Below are 23,150 nucleotides of genomic sequence, written 5' to 3'. Positions count from 1 at the left end.
GATCCTCGAACTGAAGTCGACGATCAACACGATGGTCGACCAGCTCTCCGCCTTCGCCGACGAGGTCACGCGCGTCGCCCGCGAGGTCGGCACCGAAGGGAACCTCGGTGGTCAGGCGCAGGTCCGCGGCGTCTCCGGGGTCTGGAAGGAGCTCACCGACAACGTCAACTTCATGGCGTCGAACCTCACCTCCCAGGTGCGCAACATCGCCCAGGTCACGACGGCGGTCGCGCAGGGCGACCTGTCGAAGAAGATCTCGGTCGACGCGCGCGGCGAGATCCTCGAACTGAAGGACACCGTCAACACGATGGTGGAGCAGTTGCGCGGCTTCGCCGACGAGGTCACGCGCGTGGCCCGCGAGGTCGGTACGGACGGCAGGCTCGGCGGGCGGGCGACGGTGCACGGCGTCTCCGGCGTGTGGAAGGACCTGACGGACAACGTCAACTACATGGCGGACAACCTGACCTCCCAGGTCCGCAACATCGCCCAGGTCGCCACGGCCGTCGCCCAGGGCGACCTCTCCAAGAAGATCGACGTCGACGCGCGCGGCGAGATCCTCGAACTGAAGACGACCATCAACACGATGGTCGACACCCTGTCGTCGTTCTCCTCCGAGGTCACGCGCGTGGCCCGGGAGGTCGGCTCCGAGGGCCAGCTGGGCGGGCAGGCCCGGGTCGAGGGCGTCTACGGCACCTGGAAGCGGCTGACGACGAACGTCAACGAGCTGGCGTCGAACCTGACCACGCAGGTCCGCGCCATCGCCGAGGTGGCGTCCGCGGTGACCCAGGGCGACATGTCCCGCTCCATCGCGGTGGAGACGCGCGGCGAGGTCGCCGAGCTGAAGGACAACATCAACCTGATGGTGGCCAACCTGCGCGAGACGACCCGCGCGAAGGACTGGCTGGAGTCGAACCTGGCGCGCCTCGCGGCCCTGATGCAGGGCCACCGGGACCTGATGGAGGTCGCCGACCTGATCCTGCGCGAGCTGACCCCGCTGGTGAACGCGCAGTACGGCGCCTTCTTCCTGGCCGAGCCGGACGAGGGCGACACCCCGATCCGTACGTCGATCCCGGCCAAGGGGCTGGCCTACATCGCGGCCTACGCCTCGGCGGCCGCCTCGGTCGTCGACACCGGGGGCATGCCCGTCCACGGCCTCGTACGGCAGGCGGCCCTGGAGAAGAAGCGCATCCTGGTGGAGGAGGCGCCGCCCGACTACATCAAGATCAACAGCGGGCTCGGGGAGGCTGCTCCCGCCTCCGTCGTCATCATCCCGATCCTCTTCGAGGACAAGCTGCTCGGCGTGATCGAGCTGGCGTCCTTCTCCCGCTTCTCCGACGTCCACCTGGCCTTCTTCGACCAGTTCGTGAACACGATCGGCGTCGCGATCAACACCATCATCGCCAACTCGCGCACCGAGTCCCTGCTCGGCGAGTCCCAGCGCCTGGCGACCCAGCTCCAGGAGCGGTCGGACGAACTCCAGCGTCAGCAGGGCGAGCTGCAGCGCTCGAACGCGGAGCTGGAGGAGAAGGCGGCGCTGCTCGCGACCAGTTCCCAGTACAAGTCGGAGTTCCTGGCGAACATGTCGCACGAGCTGCGCACCCCGCTCAACTCGCTGCTCATCCTGGCCCGGCTGCTCTCCGACAACCCGGACGGCCACCTCAACGACCAGGAGGTGCAGTTCGCGACGACGATCCACCGCTCGGGCTCGGACCTGCTCCAGCTCATCAACGACATCCTCGACCTGTCGAAGATCGAGGCCGGGCGCATGGACGTACGCCCCAAGAAGCTCCCGCTCATCAAGCTCCTCGACTACGTGCACGCCACGTTCCGCCCGATCACCCTCGACCGGGGGCTCGCCTTCGACGTGTCGGTCGGCGAGGACGTGCCGCGCGAGGTCTTCTCCGACGAGCAGCGCATCCAGCAGATCCTGCGCAACCTGCTGTCGAACGCGATCAAGTTCACCGCGAACGGCAAGGTCGAGCTGCGGGTCAACCGGGTCAAGGACCCCGAGCACCAGTTCGTGCGGGACAGCGACGACCTGATCGCGTTCGCCGTCTCCGACACCGGCATCGGCATCGCCCGCGACAAACTCCCCGTCATCTTCGAGGCGTTCCAGCAGGCCGACGGCACCACCAACCGCAAATACGGCGGCACCGGGCTCGGCCTGTCGATCAGCCGGGAGATCGCCGGGCTGCTCGGCGGGCGCATCATCGCCGAGAGCGAGCCGGGCAAGGGCTCCACCTTCACCCTGTACGTGCCGGTGGCGCACCCGGGGCACGAGCCGCTGACCGAGGCGCCCCAGGCGAACCCGGCGCCCGTCCTCCCCGCACAGCAGGACGCCCGGGAGGACGGCTCCCCGGAGTCGTACCCGCTCCACGAACAGGAGGACAACTGGCCGACGCCGACGAAGCTGGAGCGGTGGAGGACCGGCCTCGCGGGCCAGGTGCTGCCGGGCCGCCGCGTGCTCATCGTCGACGACGACATCCGCAACGTCTTCGCGCTCACCCACGTCCTCGGCCGCGTGGGCATGCCCGTCCTGTACGCGGAGAACGGCCGCGAGGGGATCGAGACCCTGGAGCGCAACCCCGACATCGGGCTCGTCCTGATGGACATCATGATGCCGGAGATGGACGGCTACGAGACGATCTCCGTCATCCGCGGAACCCCGCGCTGGGCCGGGCTGCCCATCGTGGCGCTCACCGCGAAGGCCATGCCCGGCGACCGGGAGAAGTCGATCGCCAAGGGCGCCAACGACTACGTACCGAAACCGGTGGACGTGGACCAGCTGCTGACCGTCGTCTGCGACCTCCTGGCCACTGCGGACCACGACGCCCCCGCGGACCACGACACGGACGAGTCCACCGCACCGGACGCGGACGGGCCCGAGAGCCCCGCGGGCGCGGGCGAACCCGTCACCCCGCCGACGACCGATTGAGGGACCGGCATCATGACCACTGCAGAGCTGACAGAGCCGAAGTCGGACGAACGGGCGAGCATCCTGCTCGTCGACGACATGGAGGACAACCTCGTCGCGCTCGAAGCCGTCCTCGGATCGCTCAACGAGCCGCTGGTACGGGCCCGTTCGGGCGAGGAGGCGATGAAGGCGATCCTCCGTCGCCGCTTCGCCGTCATCCTGCTCGACATCCGGATGCCGGGCATGGACGGATTCGAGACGGCGACGAACATCAAGCGCCTCGACCAGACGAAGAACGTGCCGATCATCTTCCTCACCGGCACCGACTCCGACGACACCGGATACGCCTTCCGCGGCTACGCGACGGGCGCCGCCGACTACCTCACCAAGCCCTTCGACCCATGGGTGCTGCGCGCGAAGGTCACCGTCTTCCTCGACCTGCACCGCAAGAACCAGCAGCTGGAGCGGCTCCTCGCCCGCGAGCAGCAGCAGTTCGACGCGCTGGCGGCCCGGATGACGTCGATCGAACGCCAGCTGTCGCAGGCGGCCGACCCGGACGTCCGGGAGCTGCGCCACCACCTGACGCGGATGGAGGAGACGATGCGGACGATGAGGCGCCCCTGAGCCGTTGGGCCTTCGGCCTTCTCGGCCTTCTCGGCCTTCTCTGCTTTCTCGGCCGTTTCGGCGGGGCGCCTCCCCCGGTCAGCCCTCGCGGGATCCGGCGTACATCTCGTCGAGCAGCCCCTTGTACTCGCGCTCCACGACGGGCCGCTTCAGCTTGAGGCTCGGCGTCAGCTCGCCGTGCTCCACGTCGAGGTCGCGGGGCAGCAGCTTGAACTTCTTGATGGTCTGCCAGCGCTGCAGGCCCTCGTTCAGCTCGCGCACGTAGCCCTCGATGAGCCGCACGGTCGCGGGGGCGGCGACGACTTCCTCGTAGGACTTGCCGCCGAGGCCGTTCTCCTTGGCCCACTGCAGGACGGCGACCTCGTCGAGGGCGATGAGCGCGGTGCAGAAGTTCCGGTTCGCGCCGTGCACCAGGATGTTCGACACGTACGGGCAGACCGCCTTGAACTGGCCCTCGACCTCGGCCGGGGCGATGTACTTGCCGCCCGACGTCTTGATCAGGTCCTTCTTGCGGTCGGTGATGCGCAGGTAGCCGTCGACGGACAGCTCGCCGATGTCCCCGGTGTGGAACCAGCCGTCGCTCTCCAGGACCTCGGCGGTCTTCTCGGGCAGCTGGTGGTAGCCCTCCATGATGCCGGGGCCGCGCAGGAGGATCTCGCCGTCGTCCGCGATGCGCACCTCGGTGCCGGGCAGCGGCTTGCCGACGGTGCCGGTGCGGTACGCCTCACCCGGGTTGACGAAGGACGCGGCCGAGGACTCCGTCAGGCCGTAGCCCTCCAGGATGTGGACGCCCGCGCCGGCGAAGAAGTAGCCGATCTCGGGGGCGAGCGCCGCCGATCCCGAGACGCAGGCGCGCAGCCGCCCGCCGAACGCCTCGCGCAGCTTGCTGTAGACCAACGCGTCGGCGACCTTGTGCTTCGAGGCGAGGCCGAAGGGGACGGAGGCGACGCCGGTGCGGCGGAAGTTGTCCTGGCTGACCTTCGCGTACTCGCGGGCGACCCCTGCCGCCCACTGGAAGATCTTGAACTTGGCGTTGCCGCCGGCTCGCGCCTTGGCCGCGACGCCGTTGTAGACCTTCTCGAAGATGCGCGGCACGGCCGCCATGTAGGTCGGCTGCACGACCGGCAGATTCTCGATGATCTTGTCGACGCGGCCGTCGACCGCCGTCACGTGCCCGACCTCGATCTGCCCGCTGGTGAGCACCTTGCCGAAGACGTGCGCGAGCGGCAGCCACAGGTACTGCACGTCGTCCGTGCTGACGAGACCGGTCGCGGAGATCGCCTTCGCCATGTACGACCAGTTGTCGTGCGGCAGCCGGACACCCTTGGGGCGGCCGGTCGTCCCGGACGTGTAGATGAGAGTGGCGAGCTGCTCCTTGCAGATCGCGGCGACGCGCTCCTTGACGACGTCCGGGTTCTTCTCCAGGTACGCCGTGCCGCGCGCCTCCAGGTCCTCCAGGGTGAGCAGCCAGCCGTCGGGGTCGGCGGCGTCGGGCTCGACGCCGGTCGCGTCCATCACCACGACGTGGGTCAGCTCGGGCAGCTCCGCACGGCGCTCACGGGCCTTGGCGAGCTGCGCCGCGTCCTCGGCGACGAGCACCTTCGACTCGGAGTCGGCCAGGATGAACGCCGACTCCTCGGCATTGGTCTGCGGGTAGACCGTGGTGGTCGCCGCGCCCGCGCACATGATGCCGAGGTCGGCGAGGATCCACTCGACCCGCGTCGAGGAGGCGAGCGCCACCCGCTCCTCGGCCTTTATCCCCAGCTCCACGAGGCCGGCGGCGATGGCGTAGACCCGCTGCGCGGCCTGCTCCCAGCTCAGCGACTTCCAGTCGTCGGGGCCGCTGCCCGCGGGCGCCGGTACGGGGTAGCGGTAGGCCTCGGCGTCGGGTGTGGCCGCGACGCGCTCCAGGAAGAGGGACGCCACGGAGGGCGGACGGTTCTCGATCAGGGTCTGTGTGTCGCTCACGACGTCCTCCGGGGCCCGCGACTGTGGGAACGCGGCTGTTGAAACGCGGCTTGTTTAACTGGCGAGTAACCATTGAGCAGTGATCAGGGTAAAACGCGCTCGCCCAGCGCGTAAGGGGCTCCGGGGTGCGACTTCTCCGAGGCCGCCACCGTGGCCCCGGCGCACACAGGGCCCACACAAAAGCGGTGGGTCCGGCACGCGTGTGCGTGCCGGACCCACCGCTTCCGCGTCACCGGCGGATGACGCGGTACTCGCCCGGGGGTTACTTCTTGCTTTTGCCGCCGCCACTGTCGTCGCTGGACAGGACCGCGATGAAGGCCTCCTGCGGCACCTCGACGGAGCCGACCATCTTCATCCGCTTCTTGCCCTCCTTCTGCTTCTCCAGGAGCTTCCGCTTACGGGAGATGTCACCGCCGTAGCACTTGGCGAGGACGTCCTTGCGGATGGCGCGGATCGTCTCTCGGGCGATCACCCGGGAGCCGATCGCCGCCTGGATCGGCACCTCAAAGGCCTGGCGCGGGATGAGCTCGCGCAGCTTGGCGACGAGCCGCACACCGTACGCGTAGGCGGCGTCCTTGTGGGTGACGGCGGAGAAGGCGTCGACCTTGTCGCCGTGCAGCAGGATGTCAACCTTGACGAGCTGGGCGGACTGCTCGCCGGTGGGCTCGTAGTCGAGCGAGGCGTAGCCGCGGGTCTTGGACTTCAGGTGGTCGAAGAAGTCGAAGACGATCTCGGCGAGCGGCAGCGTGTAGCGGATCTCGACGCGGTCCTCGGAGAGGTAGTCCATGCCGAGCAGGGTGCCGCGCCGGTTCTGGCACAGCTCCATGATCGAGCCGATGAACTCGCTCGGGGCGAGGACCGTGGCGCGTACGACGGGCTCGTACACCTGGTCGATCTTGCCCTCGGGGAACTCGCTCGGGTTGGTGACGGTGTGCTCAGTGCCGTCCTCCATGATCACGCGGTAGACCACGTTCGGAGCGGTGGCGATGAGGTCGAGCCCGAACTCGCGCTCGAGCCGCTCACGGATCACGTCGAGGTGCAGCAGACCGAGGAAGCCCACGCGGAAGCCGAAGCCGAGCGCGGCCGAGGTCTCCGGTTCGTAGACCAGCGCCGCGTCGTTGAGCTGCAGCTTGTCGAGGGCCTCGCGCAGGTCCGGGTATTCCGAGCCGTCCAGCGGATACAGACCCGAGAACACCATCGGCTTGGGGTCCTTGTACCCGCCGAGCGCCTCGGTCGCGCCGTTGTGCAGGGAGGTGATCGTGTCACCGACCTTGGACTGCCGGACGTCCTTCACGCCGGTGATGATGTAACCCACCTCACCGACGCCGATGCCGTCGGCCGGCGTCATCTCGGGCGAGGAGACACCGATCTCGAGCAGCTCGTGGGTGGCGCCGGTGGACATCATCCGGATCCGCTCACGCTTGTTGAGCTGGCCGTCGACCACTCGTACGTAGGTCACGACGCCGCGGTAGGAGTCGTAGACCGAGTCGAAGATCATCGCGCGGGCCGGGGCGTCGGCGACGCCGACCGGCGGCGGGATCTCGGCGACGACCTTGTCGAGCAGCGCCTCGACGCCCATCCCGGTCTTCGCGGAGACCTTGAGGACGTCCTCGGGGTCGCAGCCGATGAGGTTCGCCAGCTCCTCGGAGAACTTCTCGGGCTGGGCGGCCGGCAGGTCGATCTTGTTGAGAACCGGGACGATCTTGAGGTCGTTCTCCATCGCCAGGTACAGGTTGGCGAGGGTCTGGGCCTCGATGCCCTGGGCGGCGTCGACGAGCAGGATCGTGCCCTCGCACGCGGCGAGCGAGCGCGAGACCTCGTACGTGAAGTCCACGTGTCCCGGGGTGTCGATCATGTTGAGGATGTGGGTACTGCCCTGGTCCGGGCCCTCGGTGGGGGCCCAGGGCAGTCGCACCGCCTGGGACTTGATCGTGATGCCGCGCTCGCGCTCGATGTCCATCCGGTCGAGGTACTGAGCACGCATCTGCCGCTGTTCGACCACTCCGGTCAGCTGGAGCATCCGGTCGGCGAGCGTGGACTTGCCGTGGTCGATGTGCGCGATGATGCAGAAATTGCGGAGCAGCGCCGGGTCGGTACGGCTCGGCTCGGGCACATTGTTAGGGATCGCGGGCACGCAGGGTCCTGTCTCTTGAGGCGCCTTATGCCTCGGGTCGGATCGATACGTAGCTTCCATGGTCCCACGGACGGGGTACCGGTACCGGTCTGGCCCGGTGGGGGGTGCGCATCGGGGCCGGTTTGGGCCGGTGGGACTGCGGCTGATACCGTGGGCAGCTGTGTCTCTTGCCCTCTAAGCCCGAGGCACACACTCAGTGAAAACCATCGGCACGGGACCCTCGTCGGCCCTGTGCCAGAACCTGCAAAGGCTCATTTCGTGGCGAACATCAAGTCCCAGATCAAGCGGATCAAGACCAACGAGAAGGCGCGCCTGCGCAACAAGACCGTCAAGTCTTCCCTGAAGACCGCGATCCGCAAGGCCCGCGAGGCCGCTGCCGCGGGTGACGTCGAGAAGGCCACCGAGTACCAGCGCGCTGCCGCGCGCCAGCTCGACAAGGCCGTCTCGAAGGGTGTCATCCACAAGAACCAGGCCGCCAACAAGAAGTCGGCGCTTGCTTCGAAGGTTGCCGGCCTCAAGGGCTGAACCTCTGTCTTGACCTGACGCCGGAAGGACCCGGGCGGGCCCTCTCTCATCCGCCCCCGACCGGCAACCCGAACCCACACGCGACTGCGTTCGCCACGCGGGTGTGGGTTCATCTTGAGCTTGAACCGAGACCCCGTCCTGATACGGCTGCTGCCGCGAAGGGCGGGGTCTTGTTCTGTCTTGTCCTGCCCTGTCCTGTCCTGTCTTGTCTCGTCTCAACCGGGGGTCTGGGGCGCAGCCCCCAGGGACGGGACGGGAAGGGAAGGGAAGGGAAGGGAAGGGGCGGAGGGGGCGATCTCGATCCCGGGGGCGCGGCGAACCGGGCCGACGGCTCCGATCAGCCCCGCCCGCGCGACCGCGCGGCCCGCGCGACAGTGACGACCGCCTTCTCGAGCGCGTACTCGGGGTCGTCACCACCACCCTTGACCCCCGCGTCCGCCTCGGCCACGGCCCGCAGGGCGACGGAAACCCCGTCCGGCGTCCACCCCCGCATCTGCTGCCGCACCCGATCGATCTTCCACGGCGGCATCCCCAGCTCCCGGGCCAGATCCGCCGGACGGCCTCCGCGGGCGGAGGACAGCTTGCCGATGGCCCGCACCCCCTGCGCGAGCGCGCTGGTGATCAGCACGGGCGCCACCCCGGTCGACAACGACCACCGCAGCGCCTCCAGGGCCTCCGCGGCCCGCCCCTCCACGGCCCGGTCCGCGACGGTGAAGCTGGATGCCTCCGCCCGCCCCGTGTAGTACCGCCCGACGACGGCCTCGTCGATCGTCCCCTCGATGTCGGCGGCGAGCTGCGTGGCAGCCGACGCCAGCTCGCGCAGGTCACTGCCGATGGCGTCGACGAGCGCCTGGCACGCCTCGGGCGTCGCGGACCGCCCGATCGTCCGGAACTCCCCGCGCACGAACGCCAGCCGGTCCGCCGGCTTCGTCATCTTCGGGCAGGCGACCTCCCGGGCCCCGGCCTTGCGCGCGGCGTCGAGCAGCCCCTTGCCCTTGGCGCCCCCGGCGTGCAGCAGCACCAGCGTGATCTCCTCGACGGGCGAGCCGAGATACGCCTTCACGTCCTTGACGGTGTCCGCCGACAGATCCTGCGCATTGCGTACGACGACGACCTTGCGCTCGGCGAACAGCGACGGGCTCGTCAGCTCGGCCAGCGTGCCGGGCTGCAACTGGTCCGAACTGAGATCGCGCACATCCGTGTCCGCGTCAGCGGCCCGCGCCGCCACCACGACCTCCCGCACAGCGCGGTCGAGCAGGAGGTCCTCCTGGCCCACCGCGACGGTGACGGGGGCGAGAGGATCATCGTTTGCAGTCTTCCTGGCCATCGCGGACAAGCATCCCACGGGGCACTGACATCACGACCGGCTGCCGCCGGCAGGGCCGGGCTGGCCTCAGCGGACTTCCTCACGGGGGCGCCTGCCACGCGGGCCGACCACTGCGAGGGGCGGCTCTCGGGAGAGGCGGCTCTCGGGAGAGGCGGCTCCCGAGAGAGGCGGCTCCCGAGAGAGGCGGCTACTGCCGACTACCGCGAGAGGCGGCTACTGCTCCTCGCGCCAGCCGTCCCAGCCCGCCGCGAACTCGTCCAGCCGCGCCGCGTCGAGCCGCCCCTGCGGGTCTTCGACGACCACCAGCCACTGCGCGTCCTCCGCGTCGTCCTCACCGGCCAGCGCGTCCCGTACGAGCTGGGGCTCCTCGGCCACGCCGAAGCGCTCCCCCAGCGCCTCGGCGACCTCCTCCGCCGCGTCGCGGTCGGGCAGCACCAGTACGTGTCTCACATCGCTCACGTCACCATTTTCCGACACGCGCCGAGTGCTGCCGCACCCCGGCCCCTGCCGCATCCCGACCCCTGCCGCACTCCGCCCGCTCAGCCCACTCCGCCCACTCAGCCCACTCAGCCCTTGGGCACGATCTGCACGTCGAGGTCGATCCTGACGCTGGAGCCGACGACCGCTATGCCCCGCGCGAGCATGGTCTGCCAGCTGACCGTGAAGTCGTCGCGGTGCAGCTCCGTCGTGGCGCGGCAGGCGGCGCGGGTCTCGCCCTCCATGCCGTTGCCGAGCCCCAGGTACTCCGCGTCGAGCGTGACCGTGCGGGTGACGCCGTGCAGCGAGAGAGCGCCGGTGACGGCCCAGCGGCTGCCGCCCTTGTGCGTGAAGCGGTCGCCGTAGAACTCAAGGGTCGGGAACCGGTCCACGTCGAGGAAGTCCGCCGACCGCAGGTGGTCGTCGCGCATCTTCACGTTCGTGTCGATGGACGAGGCGTCGATCACGACATGCATCGCGGACTCCTCGATCCGGTCGGCCAGCCGCAACGCCCCCGCGAAGCTGTTGAACCTGCCGTGGATCCGCGCGAGCCCGATGTGCCGCGCCGTGAACGCGATCGAGGAGTGCGTCGGCTCGATCTCCCAGTCCCCCGGCTCGGGCAGCTGCGGCGGCGGGGCGACCTGGAGCGTGACGTCCCCGAGTGAGGCGTGCCCGTTCTCGGTGACCGTGGCGCTGCCGTGGTAAGGGGCGTACCCCTCCGCCGAGACAGCCAGTCGGTACTCCCCCGCGGGCACGGTCGTCACGAACGAGCCGAACGGATCGGTCCCCCCGCTCACCACCTTGCGCCCCATCGCGTCGCTCACCGCGAACTCGGCTTCCCGCACCGGCTCGCTGACCGGGTCCAGAACCCGGCCGCTCAGCACCCCCGCGCGGGGCGGCACCGTCACCGCCGCCAATGGACTTGTCCGTTGAGCACGGTTCGTACGGTTTCTTAGCAAGCGGCCGAACATGACCTACCCCACCCCAGTGCGCCTCGACAACGATCGTCACCACGATCGTTGCTGCTTGAACGAAACAACATTCGATCATCGATGCGCCTTTTCAGGCAACATGGGCCTTTCCTCTCAGAGAACGCACAGGCTGGGCGGTAGGGGCTGGTTGGCGCAGAACTGCCGGAAGGTCGGCCGAGCTGGACGGGCTGGTTGGCGCACGACCGCCGGAAAGTCGGCCGGGCAGGAGGCGGGCGCGGCGGACCACCCCGCCGGGCCCTCCCGCCGGGCGCCGCCGGTCGGCACCGGCTCAGCGCTTCATGTGCGCCACCTCCAGACCTGGCCCACCGGCTCCGCCCCGGCCGCCTGCCTCGCCTCGCCCCACCACCGCGACCGCCCCGTCCCGGTCCGTGCGCAGCACCTCCGCACCGCCCCGCCGCAACGTCTCCACCGTGCGCGGCGCCGGATGCCCGTACGGGTTGTCGGCCCCGCACGAGACGAGCGCGAGCCGGGGAGCGACCCTGCGCAGCAGCTCCGGGTCCTGAAACGCCGAGCCGTGATGAGCGACTTTGAGCACGTCGACCGGCGGCAGCCTGGCCCCGTCAGCGGTTCTCAGCAGGGCGCGCTGCGCGGGCGGTTCGAGGTCGCCGAGCAGCAACAGGGTCAGTCCCGCGGTGCGCACGAGCAGCGTGACGCTCGCGTCGTTCGGTCCGTCCGGCGCGGGGACCGGCCGCGACGGCGGCCACAGCACCTCCCAGCCGAGCGGCCCGGCCCGGCGCCGCTCTCCCGCCGCCGCCCGCTCCACCGGCACCCCGTGCCGCGCGGCGAGCCGCCGGACGAACGCCACCTGGTCCACCGGCTCCTGCAACGCCGTCGTCTCGATCACCCCGACGGACCGCCCCCGCAACACCCCGGCCAGGCCCGCCACATGATCCGCGTGAAAGTGCGTGAACAGCAGCAACGGCACCTTCGTGATGCCGAGCGAGCGCAGGCACCGGTCCACCGGCACCGGATCGGGCCCGGCGTCCACCACCACGCCCGCCCCGGCCCCCGCCGCGAGCACCAGCGCGTCACCTTGCCCCACATCGCACATCACCATGCGCCAGCCCGGCGGCGGCCAGCCCGTGATGACCCGGGTGAGCGGGGGTGGCTGCACCACGGCCAGAAGCAGCACCACCGCGCAAGCGGCCACCACCCACGCGGACTTCAGCACTCTGCGCCCCACAAGGACGGCCACCACCGTGCCGACCGCGAGCAGCACCCCACCGCGCCAGCCGCCCGGCCAGTCCACCCCGTTGCCCGGCAGCGCCGCCCCCGTCCGCGCGATGCCCGCGATCCACCCCGCGGGCCAACCGGCGCACCAGGCGAGGAGTTCGGCGACCGGCATCGCCACCGGCGCCGTCGCCAGGGCGGCGAACCCGAGCACCGTCGCCGGTGCCACGGCGAACTCCGCCAGCAGGTTGCACGGCACCGCCACCAGACTCACCCGCGCCGCCAGGACGGCGACGACCGGCGCGCACACCGCCTGCGCCGCCGCGGCGGCGCCCAGCGCCTCGGCGAGCCGCGCCGGAACCCCGCGACGCCGCAGCCCCGCGCTCCACCTCGGGGCCAGCGTGAGGAGCGCCCCGGTGGCGAGCACCGACAGCAGGAACCCGTAACTCCGCGCCAGCCACGGGTCGTAGAGGACGAGCAGCAGCACCGCCGTGGCCAGCGCCGGGATCAGCGATCTACGGCGCCCCGTCGCTACGGCGAGCAACGCGATCGCCCCGCACGCCGCCGCCCGCAGCACGCTCGGCTCCGGCCGGCACACCACGACGAACCCGAGCGTGAGCGCTCCACCCAGCAGCGACGTCACTCTGAGCGACAGGCCGACCCGCGGTGCGAGGCCCCGCCGCTCCACGAGGTGCGCGGTGCCCGGCGGCCCGATGAGCAGGGCGAGCAGGATGGTGAAGTTGGCTCCGCTCACCGCCAGCAGGTGCAGCATGTCCGTCGCCCGGAACGCCGCGTGCAGCTCCGGTGTGACGCGGGCCGTGTCGCCGACCACGAGGCCGGGCAGCAGCGCCCGCGCGTCCCCGGGCAGCCCGCCCGTCGCCTCGCGCAGCCCCGCGCGCAAGGTCGCGGCCAACCGCTGCGGACCGCTCGCCCGCGCCACGAGGTGAGGCCCCGCATGCCCCGCCGGGCCCTCCTGCCGCCGGACCCGCAGCACCGCCGCGATCCGGTCCCCGTCCCTGAACGCCGGGGCGAGCCCGCCCTCGACCCGGATCCGCGTACTCGGCAGCAGGGACAGCCACGCGCTGCCGCGCCCCTCGACGACGGCCAGGACGGGCGCCCGGGTCCGCGTCATCGTCCCGCCGTCCGCCTTCACCCGTACGACGTCCGCCTCGATCAGCATGGCGGTCGGCGCCTGGTGATCCCCAGTGATCCGGGGCCGACTGACCCGGGGGTCGGCGGTCACCTCCAGTTCGGCATCCACCCGCGCATAGCGGTCGGCCAGCTCGGGCACGGGCCCGCGGCGCAACTCGGCCCCGTGCAGCCCCGCGGAGACCGTGGCCGCGGCGACACAGAGCAGCAGCACGGCGGCGGACGGCCTCCGCCATGCGCGACGCCTCGGGCGGCCTGCCGCACGGCACAGCAGCACCAGCAGCGTCACTCCGACAACCCCGCAAGTCACCGCCAGCGCCGCGGCCCACTGGCCCGGAACCGTGAGCGTCACCGCCGCTGTCAGCCACACCGTCAGCGCGGGCGGCACCAGCCGCAGGTCCAAGGGCTCGGCCTGCCCAGGCCCCCGCGCCGAGCCCTGCTCCGGGTTCTGCCCCGGACCTGGCACCGGGTTCTGCCCCGAGTCCCGTTCCGAGCCCCGTGCCGCATTCACGGCTGGACCAGGTCGTGCAGGTCCTCGAAGCGGCGGTCCCCGATCCCGTTGACCTCGCGCAATTCCTCGACCGAACGGAAACCCCCGTGCTCCGCGCGGTAGTCGAGAATGTGCTGGGCGAGGACGGGGCCGACGCCCGGCAGCGTGTCGAGCTGTTCCAGTGTGGCGGTGTTGAGCCCGATCGGCCCCGCGGGTGCCGCCCCCGCCGCTCCTCCCGTACCCGCGCCTGCCGGTCCGCTCGGCGCCCCCGCGACCGGGGCGGCCGGTGCGCCGACAAGGACCTGCTCGCCGTCCGTCAGGAGCCGCGCCCTGTTCAGCCCCGAGGTGTCCGCACCCGGGCGGACCCCGCCCGCCGCCCGCAAGGCGTCCGCCACCCGGGCCCCGGCCGGCAACCGCCGCACCCCGGGCCTGCGGACCTTGCCGCCGACATCCACGACGATCGTGGCGGCCCCGCTCGACGCGGCCGGGCCCGGTCCGGCAGCGTCGGCAGCCGCTCCCGGCGGCTCACCGACCGGAGACGGCACCGCCGCGCGGACCGTCTCCGGCGCTCGCACCGGCTGCGTACGCCCCGCCCAGAAGTGCTGCACCGCGAAGAGCGCCACCACGCCCACGACGACGACCAGGGCCAGCGCGCCCCGCCGCTCGATCCCGCACCGGGTCTGCACCCACAGCGGCAGCCGGTCGCGCACGGCGAGCGCCGCCCGCTCCCGCCACGTCTGCACCCGCTCACCATCAGGCTCCGGCGAAGGCGAAGGAGAAGGAGAAGGAGTGGCCGAAGACGCCGGAGGGCGCGGGGCCGGAAGCGTAGGAGGGGCCGAAGACGAAGGAAGGCGCGGGGGCGGAAGCGCGGGCGGAGGTTCAGGCTCGGGCGCGGGACGCGCATAGTACGGCCGGGGCGGCGCGAACAACGCCTCCGCCCGCGACCGCGTCCGCTCCGCCGCCAGCCGCCTGCGACGAGCGCGCCGCCGCACGACGTGCCGATGCCGGGTCCGGCCGTCGGAGGTGGGGCCGCGGCCCGGCCCGCTGGATACGTGCGCTGTCCGTGACAGTGATCGAAGTGCCATGCCACGAGACGGTAGGCAGTCCGCGCCAGATCAGTGGATCTTGGTCAATTCCCGGGGACAACCCCGCAGTTGTGGAAAACTCCGCCACCCTCACACACCGCACGCCACCCGGAACAGAATTCGATCCGCCTATGCCCGAGGCGACACCACGGCCCCCACCAACCCGGGCCCGGTATGCGCCCCGATCACCGCTCCCACCTCACTGACATGCAGCTCGCCGAGGCCCGGCACATGCTCGCGCAGCCAGCCGGAGAGCGCCTCCGCCCGCTCCGGCGCCGCGAGGTGATGCACGGCGATGTCGACCTGGCCGCCACCCGCCCGCTCGGCGACGATCTCCCGCAGCCGCGCGATCGCCTTCGACGCGGTGCGGACCTTCTCCATGAGTTCGATGCGGCCGCCGTCCAGCTGGAGCAGCGGCTTGACGGCGAACGCGGAGCCGAGCAGCGCCTGCGCCGCCCCGATCCGCCCGCCGCGGCGCAGATAGTCCAGGGTGTCGACGTAGAAGTAGGCGGAGGTGCCCGCAGCCCGCTTCTCCGCCGCGGTCACCGCCTCGTCGACGGTGCCGCCCGCGTCGGCCGTCTCCGCCGCCGCGAGCGCGCAGAAACCGAGGGCCATGGCCACCATCCCGGTGTCCACGACGCGCACCGGGACCGGCGCCTCCCGCGCGGCGAGGACCGCCGCGTCGTACGTCCCGGAGAACTCGGCGGACAGATGCAGCGAGACGATGCCGGTCGCGCCGGACTCGGCGACCTTGCGGTACGTCTCGGCGAACTGCTCGGGGCTCGGCCTCGACGTCGTCACCGAGCGGCGCTTGCGCAGCGCCTCCGCGACCGAGCGGGCGGAGATCTCCGTGCCCTCCTCGAGCGCCCGATCGCCCAGGACCACGGTCAGCGGCACCGCGGTGATGCCGTGGTCCTCCATCGTCCGCTGCGGCAAGTAGGCCGTTGAATCGGTGACGATCGTGACATGGCGGGACATGCACCGGAGGTTACCCGCCGGGGCCGCCCCGCGGCAGTCCGGCCCCCGCCGCCCGCGTCAGGCGGGCGAGGTCAAGTCGTGCTCTCAGGACGGGGATTCTTCTGCCACGGATAGGTGGGTCGCACACCCGGCGGCGTGATCGAGGGCCGCGCGGGCTCCTGAACCGGTGGGTCTGTGGCCGGCCCGGACTCGAAGGACGGCGCGTCCTCCGCCGATGTCCAATGCCGCAACGCCCCCGCCTCCAGGTCGATCTGCGCGCGCAGTGCGTCCAGGTCGCCGTCGGCGAAGCGGCCGGCCCGCTCCCGTGCCGCGTGGCGCAGGGCGTCGGCGGACGCCGCGATCTGCTCCGTACGCGCCCCGAGCTCGGGCAGCAGGCGCCGTACGTGCGCCTTGTCGGGCTCGCGCTCCAGGCGCTTGAGCTCGTCGTCCAGCTCGTGTCCGTGCGCGCTCAGACGCGCGAAGAGGCCGAGGGACTCCTTGAGCGAAACGTCTTCACCTACGCGCGCGTGCAGCGAGTCCTGGGTGGCCCGCATGGAGGTGCGCAGCCTCAGCCGCAGCTGGGCCAGTTCCGCCGCCGCGCCGGGCTGCGCGAACGTGCGGGCCCGCAAAGTGGTGTCCTCCACGGCCCGCCGTGCCTGCTCGACCTTGCGGTCCACGCCGCGTTTGGCGGCGCCGACCGCCTTGACGGTCGCGTACACGCCGAGTACCAGGCACACGATGAAGATCAGCGCCACGATCACCAGCACAGCTTCCACAGCGCTCCTCCGAAATCGCCCGGCTGAATCCGTCTGAATCCGCCAGACTCCGACTGACTCCGACTGGCTCCTCTCCACCGTAAACGGAGCGGGCAGGCCGAGGGTTCCATCGGAACCCCCAACCTGCCCGTAGGGAACAACCCTGAGCGCGCTTACGCGGGCACGATGTTCACCAGCTTCGGCGCCCGCACGATCACCTTGCGGATACCGGCGCCGTCCAGCGCGGCGACGACCTTCTCGTCGGCCAGGGCGACCTTCTCCAGCTCCTCGTCGGAGATCGACGGGGAGACCTCCAGCCGTGCCTTGACCTTGCCCTTGATCTGCACGACGCAGGTGACGGACTCGTCGACGACGTACGCCGGGTCGGCGACCGGGAAGTCCTGGTGGACGACCGAGTCGGTGCGGCCCAGCTTGCGCCACAGCTCCTCGGCGACGTGCGGGGCCAGCGGCGCGACAAGCAGCACCAGGCGCTCGGCGACCGAGCGCGGCAGGGCGCTGCCCGCGTACGCCTTGACCAGGTGGTTGTTCAGCTCGGTGACCTTGGCGATGGCGGTGTTGAAGCGCATGCCCTCCAGGTCGCCGCGGACGCCGTCGATCGCCTTGTGCAGGGCGCGCAGCGTGGCCACGTCGATGTCCGCCTCGGCGACGTCCGCGACGGTGACCTCGCCGGTCGCCTCGTCGACGACATTGCGCCACAGCCGCTGCAGCAGGCGGAACTGGCCCACCACCGCGCGCGTGTCCCACGGGCGCGACACGTCCAGCGGGCCCATCGCCATCTCGTACAGGCGCAGGGTGTCCGCGCCGTACTCGGCGCAGATCTCGTCGGGCGTGACGGCGTTCTTCAGGGACTTGCCCATCTTGCCCAGCAGGCGCGTGACCTTCTGGCCCTCGAAGTAGTAGGCGCCGTCGCGCTCCTCCACCTCGGCGGCCGGTACGGCGATGCCGCGCGCGTCCCGGTAGACGTAGGCCTGGATCATGCCCTGGTTGAACAGCTTGTGGAACGGCTCGGCCGACGAGATGTGGCCCAGGTCGAACAGCACCTTGGACCAGAAACGGGCGTACAGCAGGTGCAGCACGGCGTGCTCGGCGCCGCCCACGTACAGGTCGACGCCGCCGGTGGGCATCCCCTCGCGCGGGCCCATCCAGTACTGCTCGACCTCGGGGTCGACCAGCTTCTCGCTGTTGTGCGGGTCCAGGTAGCGCAGCTCGTACCAGCAGGAACCGGCCCAGTTGGGCATGGTGTTGGTCTCGCGGCGGAACTTGCGCGGGCCCTTGCCGTCGCCCAGGTCCAGGGTGACGTGGACCCACTCCTCGTTGCGCGACAGCGGCGTCTCGGGCTGCGTGTCGGCGTCGTCCGGGTCGAACGTACGAGGGCTGTAGTCCTCGACCTCGGGCAGCTCCAGGGGCAGCATCGACTCGGGCAGCGGGTGGGCGACGCCGTCCTCGTCGTAGACGATCGGGAAGGGCTCGCCCCAGTAGCGCTGGCGGCTGAACAGCCAGTCGCGCAGCCGGAAGTTGACGGTGCCGTGGCCGATGCCCTTGCGCTCCAGCCATTCGGTCATCCGCGCCTTGGCGTCGGCGACGCCCAGGCCGTCCAGGCTGATGTCGTCGCCCGCCGAGTTGACCAGCTTCGCCTCGTACGCGACGAACGCGTCGTCCCACGTCGACGGGTCGGTGCCGCGGTCGTCCGAGGGCTCGACGACGCAGCGCATAGGCAGCTCGAAAGCGCGCGCGAACGCGAAGTCACGCGCGTCGTGCGCCGGTACGGCCATGATCGCGCCGGTGCCGTAGCCCATCAGGACGTAGTCGGCGATGAAGACCGGGACCTGCTCGCCGCTGACCGGGTTGACCGCGTACGCGCCGGTGAAGACGCCGGTCTTGTCCTTGGCCTCGGCCTGGCGCTCGACGTCCGACTTCGCGGCGGCCTGCTTGCGGTACGCGGCGACGGCCTCGGCGGGGGTCGCGTGCCCGCCCGTCCACACCTCGTGGGTGCCCTCGGGCCAGGTGGCCGGGACGATCCGCTCGACCAGCTCGTGCTCGGGCGCCAGGACCATGTAGGTGGCGCCGAACAGGGTGTCCTGGCGGGTCGAGAAGACGGTGATCGCCTCGGTGCCGTCACCGGAGCCCGTCGGGACCGCGAAGTCGATGCGGGCGCCCTCGGAGCGGCCGATCCAGTTGCGCTGCTGCAGCTTGATCGCCTCGGGCCAGTCCAGGCCGTCCAGGTCGTCGATCAGGCGGTCGGCGTAGGCGGTGATGCGCATGTTCCACTGGCGCAGCTTCGCCTTGAAGACGGGGAAGTTGCCGCGCTCGGAGCGGCCGTCGGCGGTGACCTCCTCGTTGGCCAGGACGGTGCCCAGGCCCGGCGCCCAGTTGACGGGCGCGTCAGAGGCGTACGCCAGGCGGTAGCCGCTCAGGACGTCGGCCCGCTCGGTCTCGCTCAGCTCGGCCCAGGCGCGGCCGCCGTCGACGGCGCGCTCACCGGACTCGAACTGGGTGACCAGCTCGGCGATGGGGCGGGCCTTCTTCAGGTCGTCGTCGTACCAGGAGTTGAAGATCTGCAGGAAGATCCACTGCGTCCACTTGTAGTACTCCGGGTCGATCGTGGCGAACGACCGGCGCTTGTCGTGGCCCAGGCCCAGGCGGCGCAGCTGCTGCCGCATGTTGTCCATGTTGGCCTCGGTCGACGTGCGCGGGTGGGTGCCCGTCTGCACGGCGTACTGCTCGGCGGGCAGGCCGAACGCGTCGAAGCCCAGGGTGTGCAGCACGTTGTGCCCGGTCATGCGCTGGAAGCGGGCGTAGACGTCCGTGGCGATGTAGCCCAGCGGGTGTCCGACGTGCAGGCCCGCACCCGAGGGGTACGGGAACATGTCCATGACGAACTTCTTGGGGCGGGCGGCCAGCCCCGAGCCGTCGGCCAGGTCACCGGTCGGGTTGGGCGCCTCGTACGTGCCGTGCGCGTCCCAGAAGTCCTGCCAGCGTGCCTCGATGTCGGCAGCCATGGCCGCCGTGTAGCGGTGCGGCGCGACCGCCGCCTCGGAAGCGGCGGCGGTGTTCGTCTCGCTCATGATCCTCAAAGCTCCATCGATCGTCTCTGCCGGCGGCCCGTGCTCGAAAATGAAAAAGCCCCTCGCACAGGAGGGGACGCCGCGCCGATTCCGACCTCACGCCCAGGGGGCGGGTCGGGACTGATCAGCGCGGCTCACTAAGCAGAAGGCATACGGCACGCATGGCGTCAGGGTACCGCAGGCCTCGCGCGAGCCGCGACGGGCTTCCACGCGCCCCAGCCTTGGCCAATGGTTACTCCGCGTACCGCCCGCTATCGGGGCAACGCCCATGCCGAGCCGCCTCAAGATAACGGCGAGATAACTCAAACCTCGTACTGGCCGGTATGCGCCGACCTAGAGTGCGGGCTGTGGGTCCACTGTGCCGAACCTTTCGGAGTCGCCCCCATGTCTCCTCGAACCCCTCACAAGTTGAATTCCCCTCACCTCAGCGGAAGTTCACGCCGCTCCACTCACGACCGCCGCGCGAGAACGGGGGTGGTGAGCGCGGTGGTCCTCCTGCTCATACCCGTGGTCGTGGTCACGGGGAGCGACGCCTTCCGCGTGGCGCTCGACTTCACCACGGGCGTGCTCTCCCTGGTCTCCCTCACGGCGTCCGTCGTCTGGGGCCTGGTCGCCTCCGACCGCCTGTTCCTGACGACGAGGCAGCGGCTGCTCGCCCAGGGCGTCCACCGCGCCACCGCGGTCGCCTCCCTCGGCTTCCTGCTGCTGCACGTCAGCGTGAAGCTGGCGCTGGCCCACGTCACGCTCGTCGAGGCGCTGATCCCCTTCGGGGCGGGCACCACCGGCAGCAGCGGGCTCATCGGCCTCGGCGTGCTCGCCGGTCTCCTCATGGTGACCACCGGCGTCACCGGCGCGCTGCGCAGCTCCATGGCCTCCCCCGCCGCCCTCGCCACCCGCTGGCGCGCGACCCACATGCTCGCCTACCCGGCATGGTGCCTGGCCCTGCTGCACGGGCTCTACGCGGGTCGCCCGCCCAAGGCGTACGTGGTCGTCCTGTACGGCCTGTGCCTGCTCGGGGTCGCCGGTGCGGTGGCCCTGCGGGCGGCGCCCCGGACGGTCAAGCGCAAGGTCGCGGCCCGCATCCTCGCCTTCCTCGACCCGGGCCCGAGAGCCCCCGCCGAGGTGTTACGTACAACGCCGCCCGCGCCCCGCACTTCTCCCGACGTGTTACGTAACACGTACCCCGAGCCTCCGCCCCGCTCAGCACCGCCACCTTCCTCTCCACCCGCCTCCGCCGGCGTCGGCTTCTCGGCCGCCTACCGCGCCGTGTCCGTCGGCCCCCGCGTCGAGGCGCCGCCCAAGGCCTCGCCCGCGCAACTCTGGCCCGCGCCCTCGCCTCCCCCTCCGGCCCAGGCCCCGCAGTCGTCGTACGACCCGATGTACGAGACCCCGTACGCGGGCGTCCCCGCCTACGAGGGCGACACCACCCACAGCAACACGCACGACGAGACGTACGGCGGCACGCACAGCGACACCTACGGCGGCACTCACAGCGACACGTCGCACGGCGACACGTACGGCGGTGCGCACAGCGACACGTCGCACGGCGACACGTACGGCGGTGCGCACAGCGACACGTCGCACGGCGACACGTACGGCGGTGCACACAGCGACACGTCGCACGGCGACACGTACGGCGGTGCACACAGCGACACGTCGCACGGCGACACGTACGGCGCTGCGCACGGCGGCGTGTACGAGGCCGACGCGTACTACGAACCCCCCACCGAACCGCTCCCCGGCCCCTTTCAGGCCCCCGCGTCGGGTGAGCCCTGGATCACGCCCTACGGAGGCCCGCAGTGAACACGGCGCTGCCCGATGTGCCCGAGGTCCGCGTCGTCGGACTTCCCCAGCTCACGTCGGGGTTCGACCTCGTGGACCGGCTCGACCTCGATATGCACCTCAAGGTGCACGGCCCGCTGAAACCCATGGCGGGCGAAGCGCTCGCGCAGCTGGCGCAGGCGGTGTCGCTGCGCGGCCGGGGCGGTGCGGGCTTCCCGTTCCACAAGAAGCTGCGCGCGGTCGCCGAGTCCGCGATCCGGCGCGGCGTACGCCCGGTGGTCGTGGTCAACGGCAGCGAGGACGAGCCCGCCTGCCGCAAGGACACGGTGCTGCTCAACCGGGCCCCGCACCTGATCCTGGACGGCGCGCTCCTGGTCGCCGAGGCGCTCGGCGCGCGCACGCTCGTCGTGGGCGTGACCCGCGACTCCACGGAGGCGTCCATGCAGGCGGCCCTCGCGGAGCGCGGCCTGTCGAACCGGCGGAACGCGCCGCTACGCGCGCGCGTGCAGCGCAATCCCGTCCGCATGGTGACGGGTGAGTCCTCCGCCCTGATCCGCTCCGCGGACGGCGGGCCGCCGATGCCGCCGGGCCGCAAGGTGCGCGCCTCCGACACCGGGGTGGGCGGCGCCCCCACGCTGCTGTCGAACGCGGAGACGTTCGCGCAGCTCGCCGTCGCCGCCCGGACGGGCCCGGAGCGCTACTGCCGCACCGGCCTGCACGACGAGCCCGGCACCATCCTGCTGACGCTCTCCGGCGCCGTCACCCGCCCGATGGTCCTGGAGGTGCCCTCCGGCGTCCCCCTGCGCTACGTCCTCCAGCTCGCCGGTGCTCCGCCGCTCCCCCAGGGCGTGCTCACGGGCGGCTACCACGGCAAGTGGCTGGACGGGGTCGGCGCGCAGGACGCCATCGTCTCCCGCGCCTCCCTGGAGGCGAGCGGCGGCGCGCTCGGCGCGGGCGCCATCCTGCCGATCGGCCCGGACACCTGCCCGCTCGGCGAGGCCCTTGAGGTGGCGCGGTGGCTTGCCTCGGAGAGCGCGGGTCAGTGCGGCCCCTGCTACCTGGGGCTGCCCGCCGCCGCGCGCGGCCTGGAGGACGTCCTGAACGGCGGCGGCCCCACCGCCCTGGAGGCGCTGCGCGAGGTCACGCGCGCGGTGAAGCGCCGCGGGGCCTGCAAGCACCCCGACGGCTCGGCGGCGTTCATCGAGTCGACGATCTCCGCGTTCACCGACGACCTCGCGGCGCACGTGCTCGGCGCCGGGTGCGGCCGTCCGGTGCGCGGGGTGCTGCCGCTGCACACCCAGGCCCCGGCCGGGGAGGCGCCCAGCGGCAGGCGGCTCGCCGTCGACTGGACGCTGTGCAAGGGGCACGGGCTGTGCGCGGACATCGTCCCGGAGCTGATCCCGCTCGGCCCCGACGGTTTCCCGGCGGTGGCGGACGTGGCGGTCCCGCGCTACTCGGAGGCGAACGCCGTACGCGCCGTACGCCGGTGCCCCGCGCTCGCCCTGCGCCTGGAGGAGGACACGTCGGCGCCGCCCAGGCCCGCGCTCCCGCCCGCCCTGCCACCGGGCCGCAGCCGCGCCCGCAGGTGACCCCGCTCAGGTGACATGGACATACGGAAGCGGGCCATCCGATCGGATGGCCCGCGGCCCGTCGGTGTGCAGGCCGAGGAGAGCGAGCTAGATTCGAGAAAGGTGCCTGTGGTGGACGATGAACAG

15 protein-coding genes are annotated in these 23,150 nt (G+C 71.4%); 5 read left to right on the top strand and 10 right to left on the bottom strand.

Annotated features, from left to right (window positions below):
- Together ACH4RC_RS05995 and ACH4RC_RS05990 are read left to right on the top strand one after the other, a co-directional pair.
- Window positions 1-2,935, top strand: a 2,935-nt coding sequence (locus ACH4RC_RS05995) for an ATP-binding protein (protein ID WP_398195795.1), incomplete at its 5' end; no start/stop codon positions are given.
- 12 nt (window positions 2,936-2,947) lie between these two features.
- Window positions 2,948-3,538, top strand: a complete 591-nt coding sequence (locus ACH4RC_RS05990; protein ID WP_398195794.1) for a two-component system response regulator — start codon at window positions 2,948-2,950, stop codon at window positions 3,536-3,538.
- 78 nt (window positions 3,539-3,616) lie between these two features.
- Here ACH4RC_RS05990 and ACH4RC_RS05985 read toward each other — a convergent pair whose 3' ends face one another.
- Window positions 3,617-5,506, bottom strand: coding sequence for an AMP-dependent synthetase/ligase (locus ACH4RC_RS05985; RefSeq protein ID WP_398195792.1), 1,890 nt, complete (start codon window positions 5,504-5,506; stop codon window positions 3,617-3,619).
- Between the two features lie 262 nt (window positions 5,507-5,768).
- Window positions 5,769-7,640 (bottom strand): translation elongation factor 4, encoded by a 1,872-nt coding sequence (lepA, locus tag ACH4RC_RS05980; RefSeq protein WP_398195789.1) that lies wholly within the window; start codon window positions 7,638-7,640, stop codon window positions 5,769-5,771.
- A 258-nt stretch (window positions 7,641-7,898) separates the two neighbouring features.
- On the opposite strand from lepA, the gene rpsT reads away from it, so the two are divergent.
- Entirely contained in the window at window positions 7,899-8,165 is a 267-nt protein-coding gene (gene rpsT, locus ACH4RC_RS05975; protein ID WP_398195787.1) for a 30S ribosomal protein S20, read from the top strand.
- Window positions 8,166-8,502: 337 nt separating this feature from the next.
- On the opposite strand, the gene holA is transcribed toward rpsT, so the two are convergent.
- The 8 genes from holA to leuS form a co-directional block, all read right to left on the bottom strand.
- Entirely contained in the window at window positions 8,503-9,492 is a 990-nt protein-coding gene (gene holA, locus ACH4RC_RS05970) for a DNA polymerase III subunit delta (protein WP_398195785.1), read from the bottom strand.
- A 213-nt stretch (window positions 9,493-9,705) separates the two neighbouring features.
- The gene (locus tag ACH4RC_RS05965; protein ID WP_398195783.1) at window positions 9,706-9,951 is read right to left on the bottom strand and encodes a hypothetical protein; all 246 of its coding nucleotides are present in this window, start codon (window positions 9,949-9,951) and stop codon (window positions 9,706-9,708) included.
- A gap of 107 nt (window positions 9,952-10,058) precedes the next feature.
- Complete coding sequence (locus ACH4RC_RS05960; protein ID WP_398195781.1) at window positions 10,059-10,940, bottom strand: YceI family protein; 882 nt, start codon at window positions 10,938-10,940, stop codon at window positions 10,059-10,061.
- A gap of 289 nt (window positions 10,941-11,229) precedes the next feature.
- Entirely contained in the window at window positions 11,230-13,746 is a 2,517-nt protein-coding gene (locus ACH4RC_RS05955; protein WP_398195778.1) for a ComEC/Rec2 family competence protein, read from the bottom strand.
- 41 nt (window positions 13,747-13,787) lie between these two features.
- Window positions 13,788-14,513, bottom strand: a complete 726-nt coding sequence (locus ACH4RC_RS05950; protein ID WP_398195775.1) for a helix-hairpin-helix domain-containing protein — start codon at window positions 14,511-14,513, stop codon at window positions 13,788-13,790.
- A gap of 471 nt (window positions 14,514-14,984) precedes the next feature.
- Window positions 14,985-15,833 carry a DegV family protein gene (locus ACH4RC_RS05945; RefSeq protein WP_398195773.1) on the bottom strand — a complete coding sequence of 283 codons (849 nt, stop codon included), beginning with the start codon at window positions 15,831-15,833 and terminating at the stop codon, window positions 14,985-14,987.
- Between the two features lie 71 nt (window positions 15,834-15,904).
- On the bottom strand, window positions 15,905-16,588 hold the full coding sequence (locus ACH4RC_RS05940) for a hypothetical protein (protein ID WP_398195770.1): 684 nt from the start codon (window positions 16,586-16,588) through the stop codon (window positions 15,905-15,907).
- Window positions 16,589-16,740: 152 nt separating this feature from the next.
- Entirely contained in the window at window positions 16,741-19,653 is a 2,913-nt protein-coding gene (gene leuS / locus ACH4RC_RS05935) for a leucine--tRNA ligase (protein ID WP_398195767.1), read from the bottom strand.
- 477 nt (window positions 19,654-20,130) lie between these two features.
- On the opposite strand from leuS, the gene ACH4RC_RS05930 reads away from it, so the two are divergent.
- Together ACH4RC_RS05930 and ACH4RC_RS05925 are read left to right on the top strand one after the other, a co-directional pair.
- Window positions 20,131-21,456 carry a cytochrome b/b6 domain-containing protein gene (locus tag ACH4RC_RS05930; protein WP_398195764.1) on the top strand — a complete coding sequence of 442 codons (1,326 nt, stop codon included), beginning with the start codon at window positions 20,131-20,133 and terminating at the stop codon, window positions 21,454-21,456.
- Window positions 21,453-23,024 (top strand): NADH-ubiquinone oxidoreductase-F iron-sulfur binding region domain-containing protein, encoded by a 1,572-nt coding sequence (locus ACH4RC_RS05925; RefSeq protein ID WP_398195761.1) that lies wholly within the window; start codon window positions 21,453-21,455, stop codon window positions 23,022-23,024. The genes ACH4RC_RS05930 and ACH4RC_RS05925 overlap by 4 nt, the downstream gene beginning before the upstream one ends.
- Window positions 23,025-23,150 lie beyond the last annotated feature (126 nt).

It is taken from the genome of Streptomyces sp. NPDC016845 (genome assembly GCF_044332585.1).
Taxonomy (GTDB): domain Bacteria; phylum Actinomycetota; class Actinomycetes; order Streptomycetales; family Streptomycetaceae; genus Streptomyces.
The sequence above is the reverse complement of the archived record's forward strand: the minus strand, read 5'-3'. Positions and strand labels throughout refer to the sequence as shown.

Excerpts from the sequence above, each read along its gene's own strand:
- ACH4RC_RS05990 (WP_398195794.1), top strand. The coding sequence starts at position 2,948 with ATGACCACTGCAGAGCTGACAGAGCCGAAGTCGGACGAACGGGCGAGC.
- holA (WP_398195785.1), bottom strand. The coding sequence starts at position 9,492 with ATGGCCAGGAAGACTGCAAACGATGATCCTCTCGCCCCCGTCACCGTC.
- ACH4RC_RS05960 (WP_398195781.1), bottom strand. The coding sequence starts at position 10,940 with ATGTTCGGCCGCTTGCTAAGAAACCGTACGAACCGTGCTCAACGGACA.
- ACH4RC_RS05945 (WP_398195773.1), bottom strand. The coding sequence starts at position 15,833 with ATGTCCCGCCATGTCACGATCGTCACCGATTCAACGGCCTACTTGCCG.
- leuS (WP_398195767.1), bottom strand. The coding sequence starts at position 19,653 with ATGAGCGAGACGAACACCGCCGCCGCTTCCGAGGCGGCGGTCGCGCCG.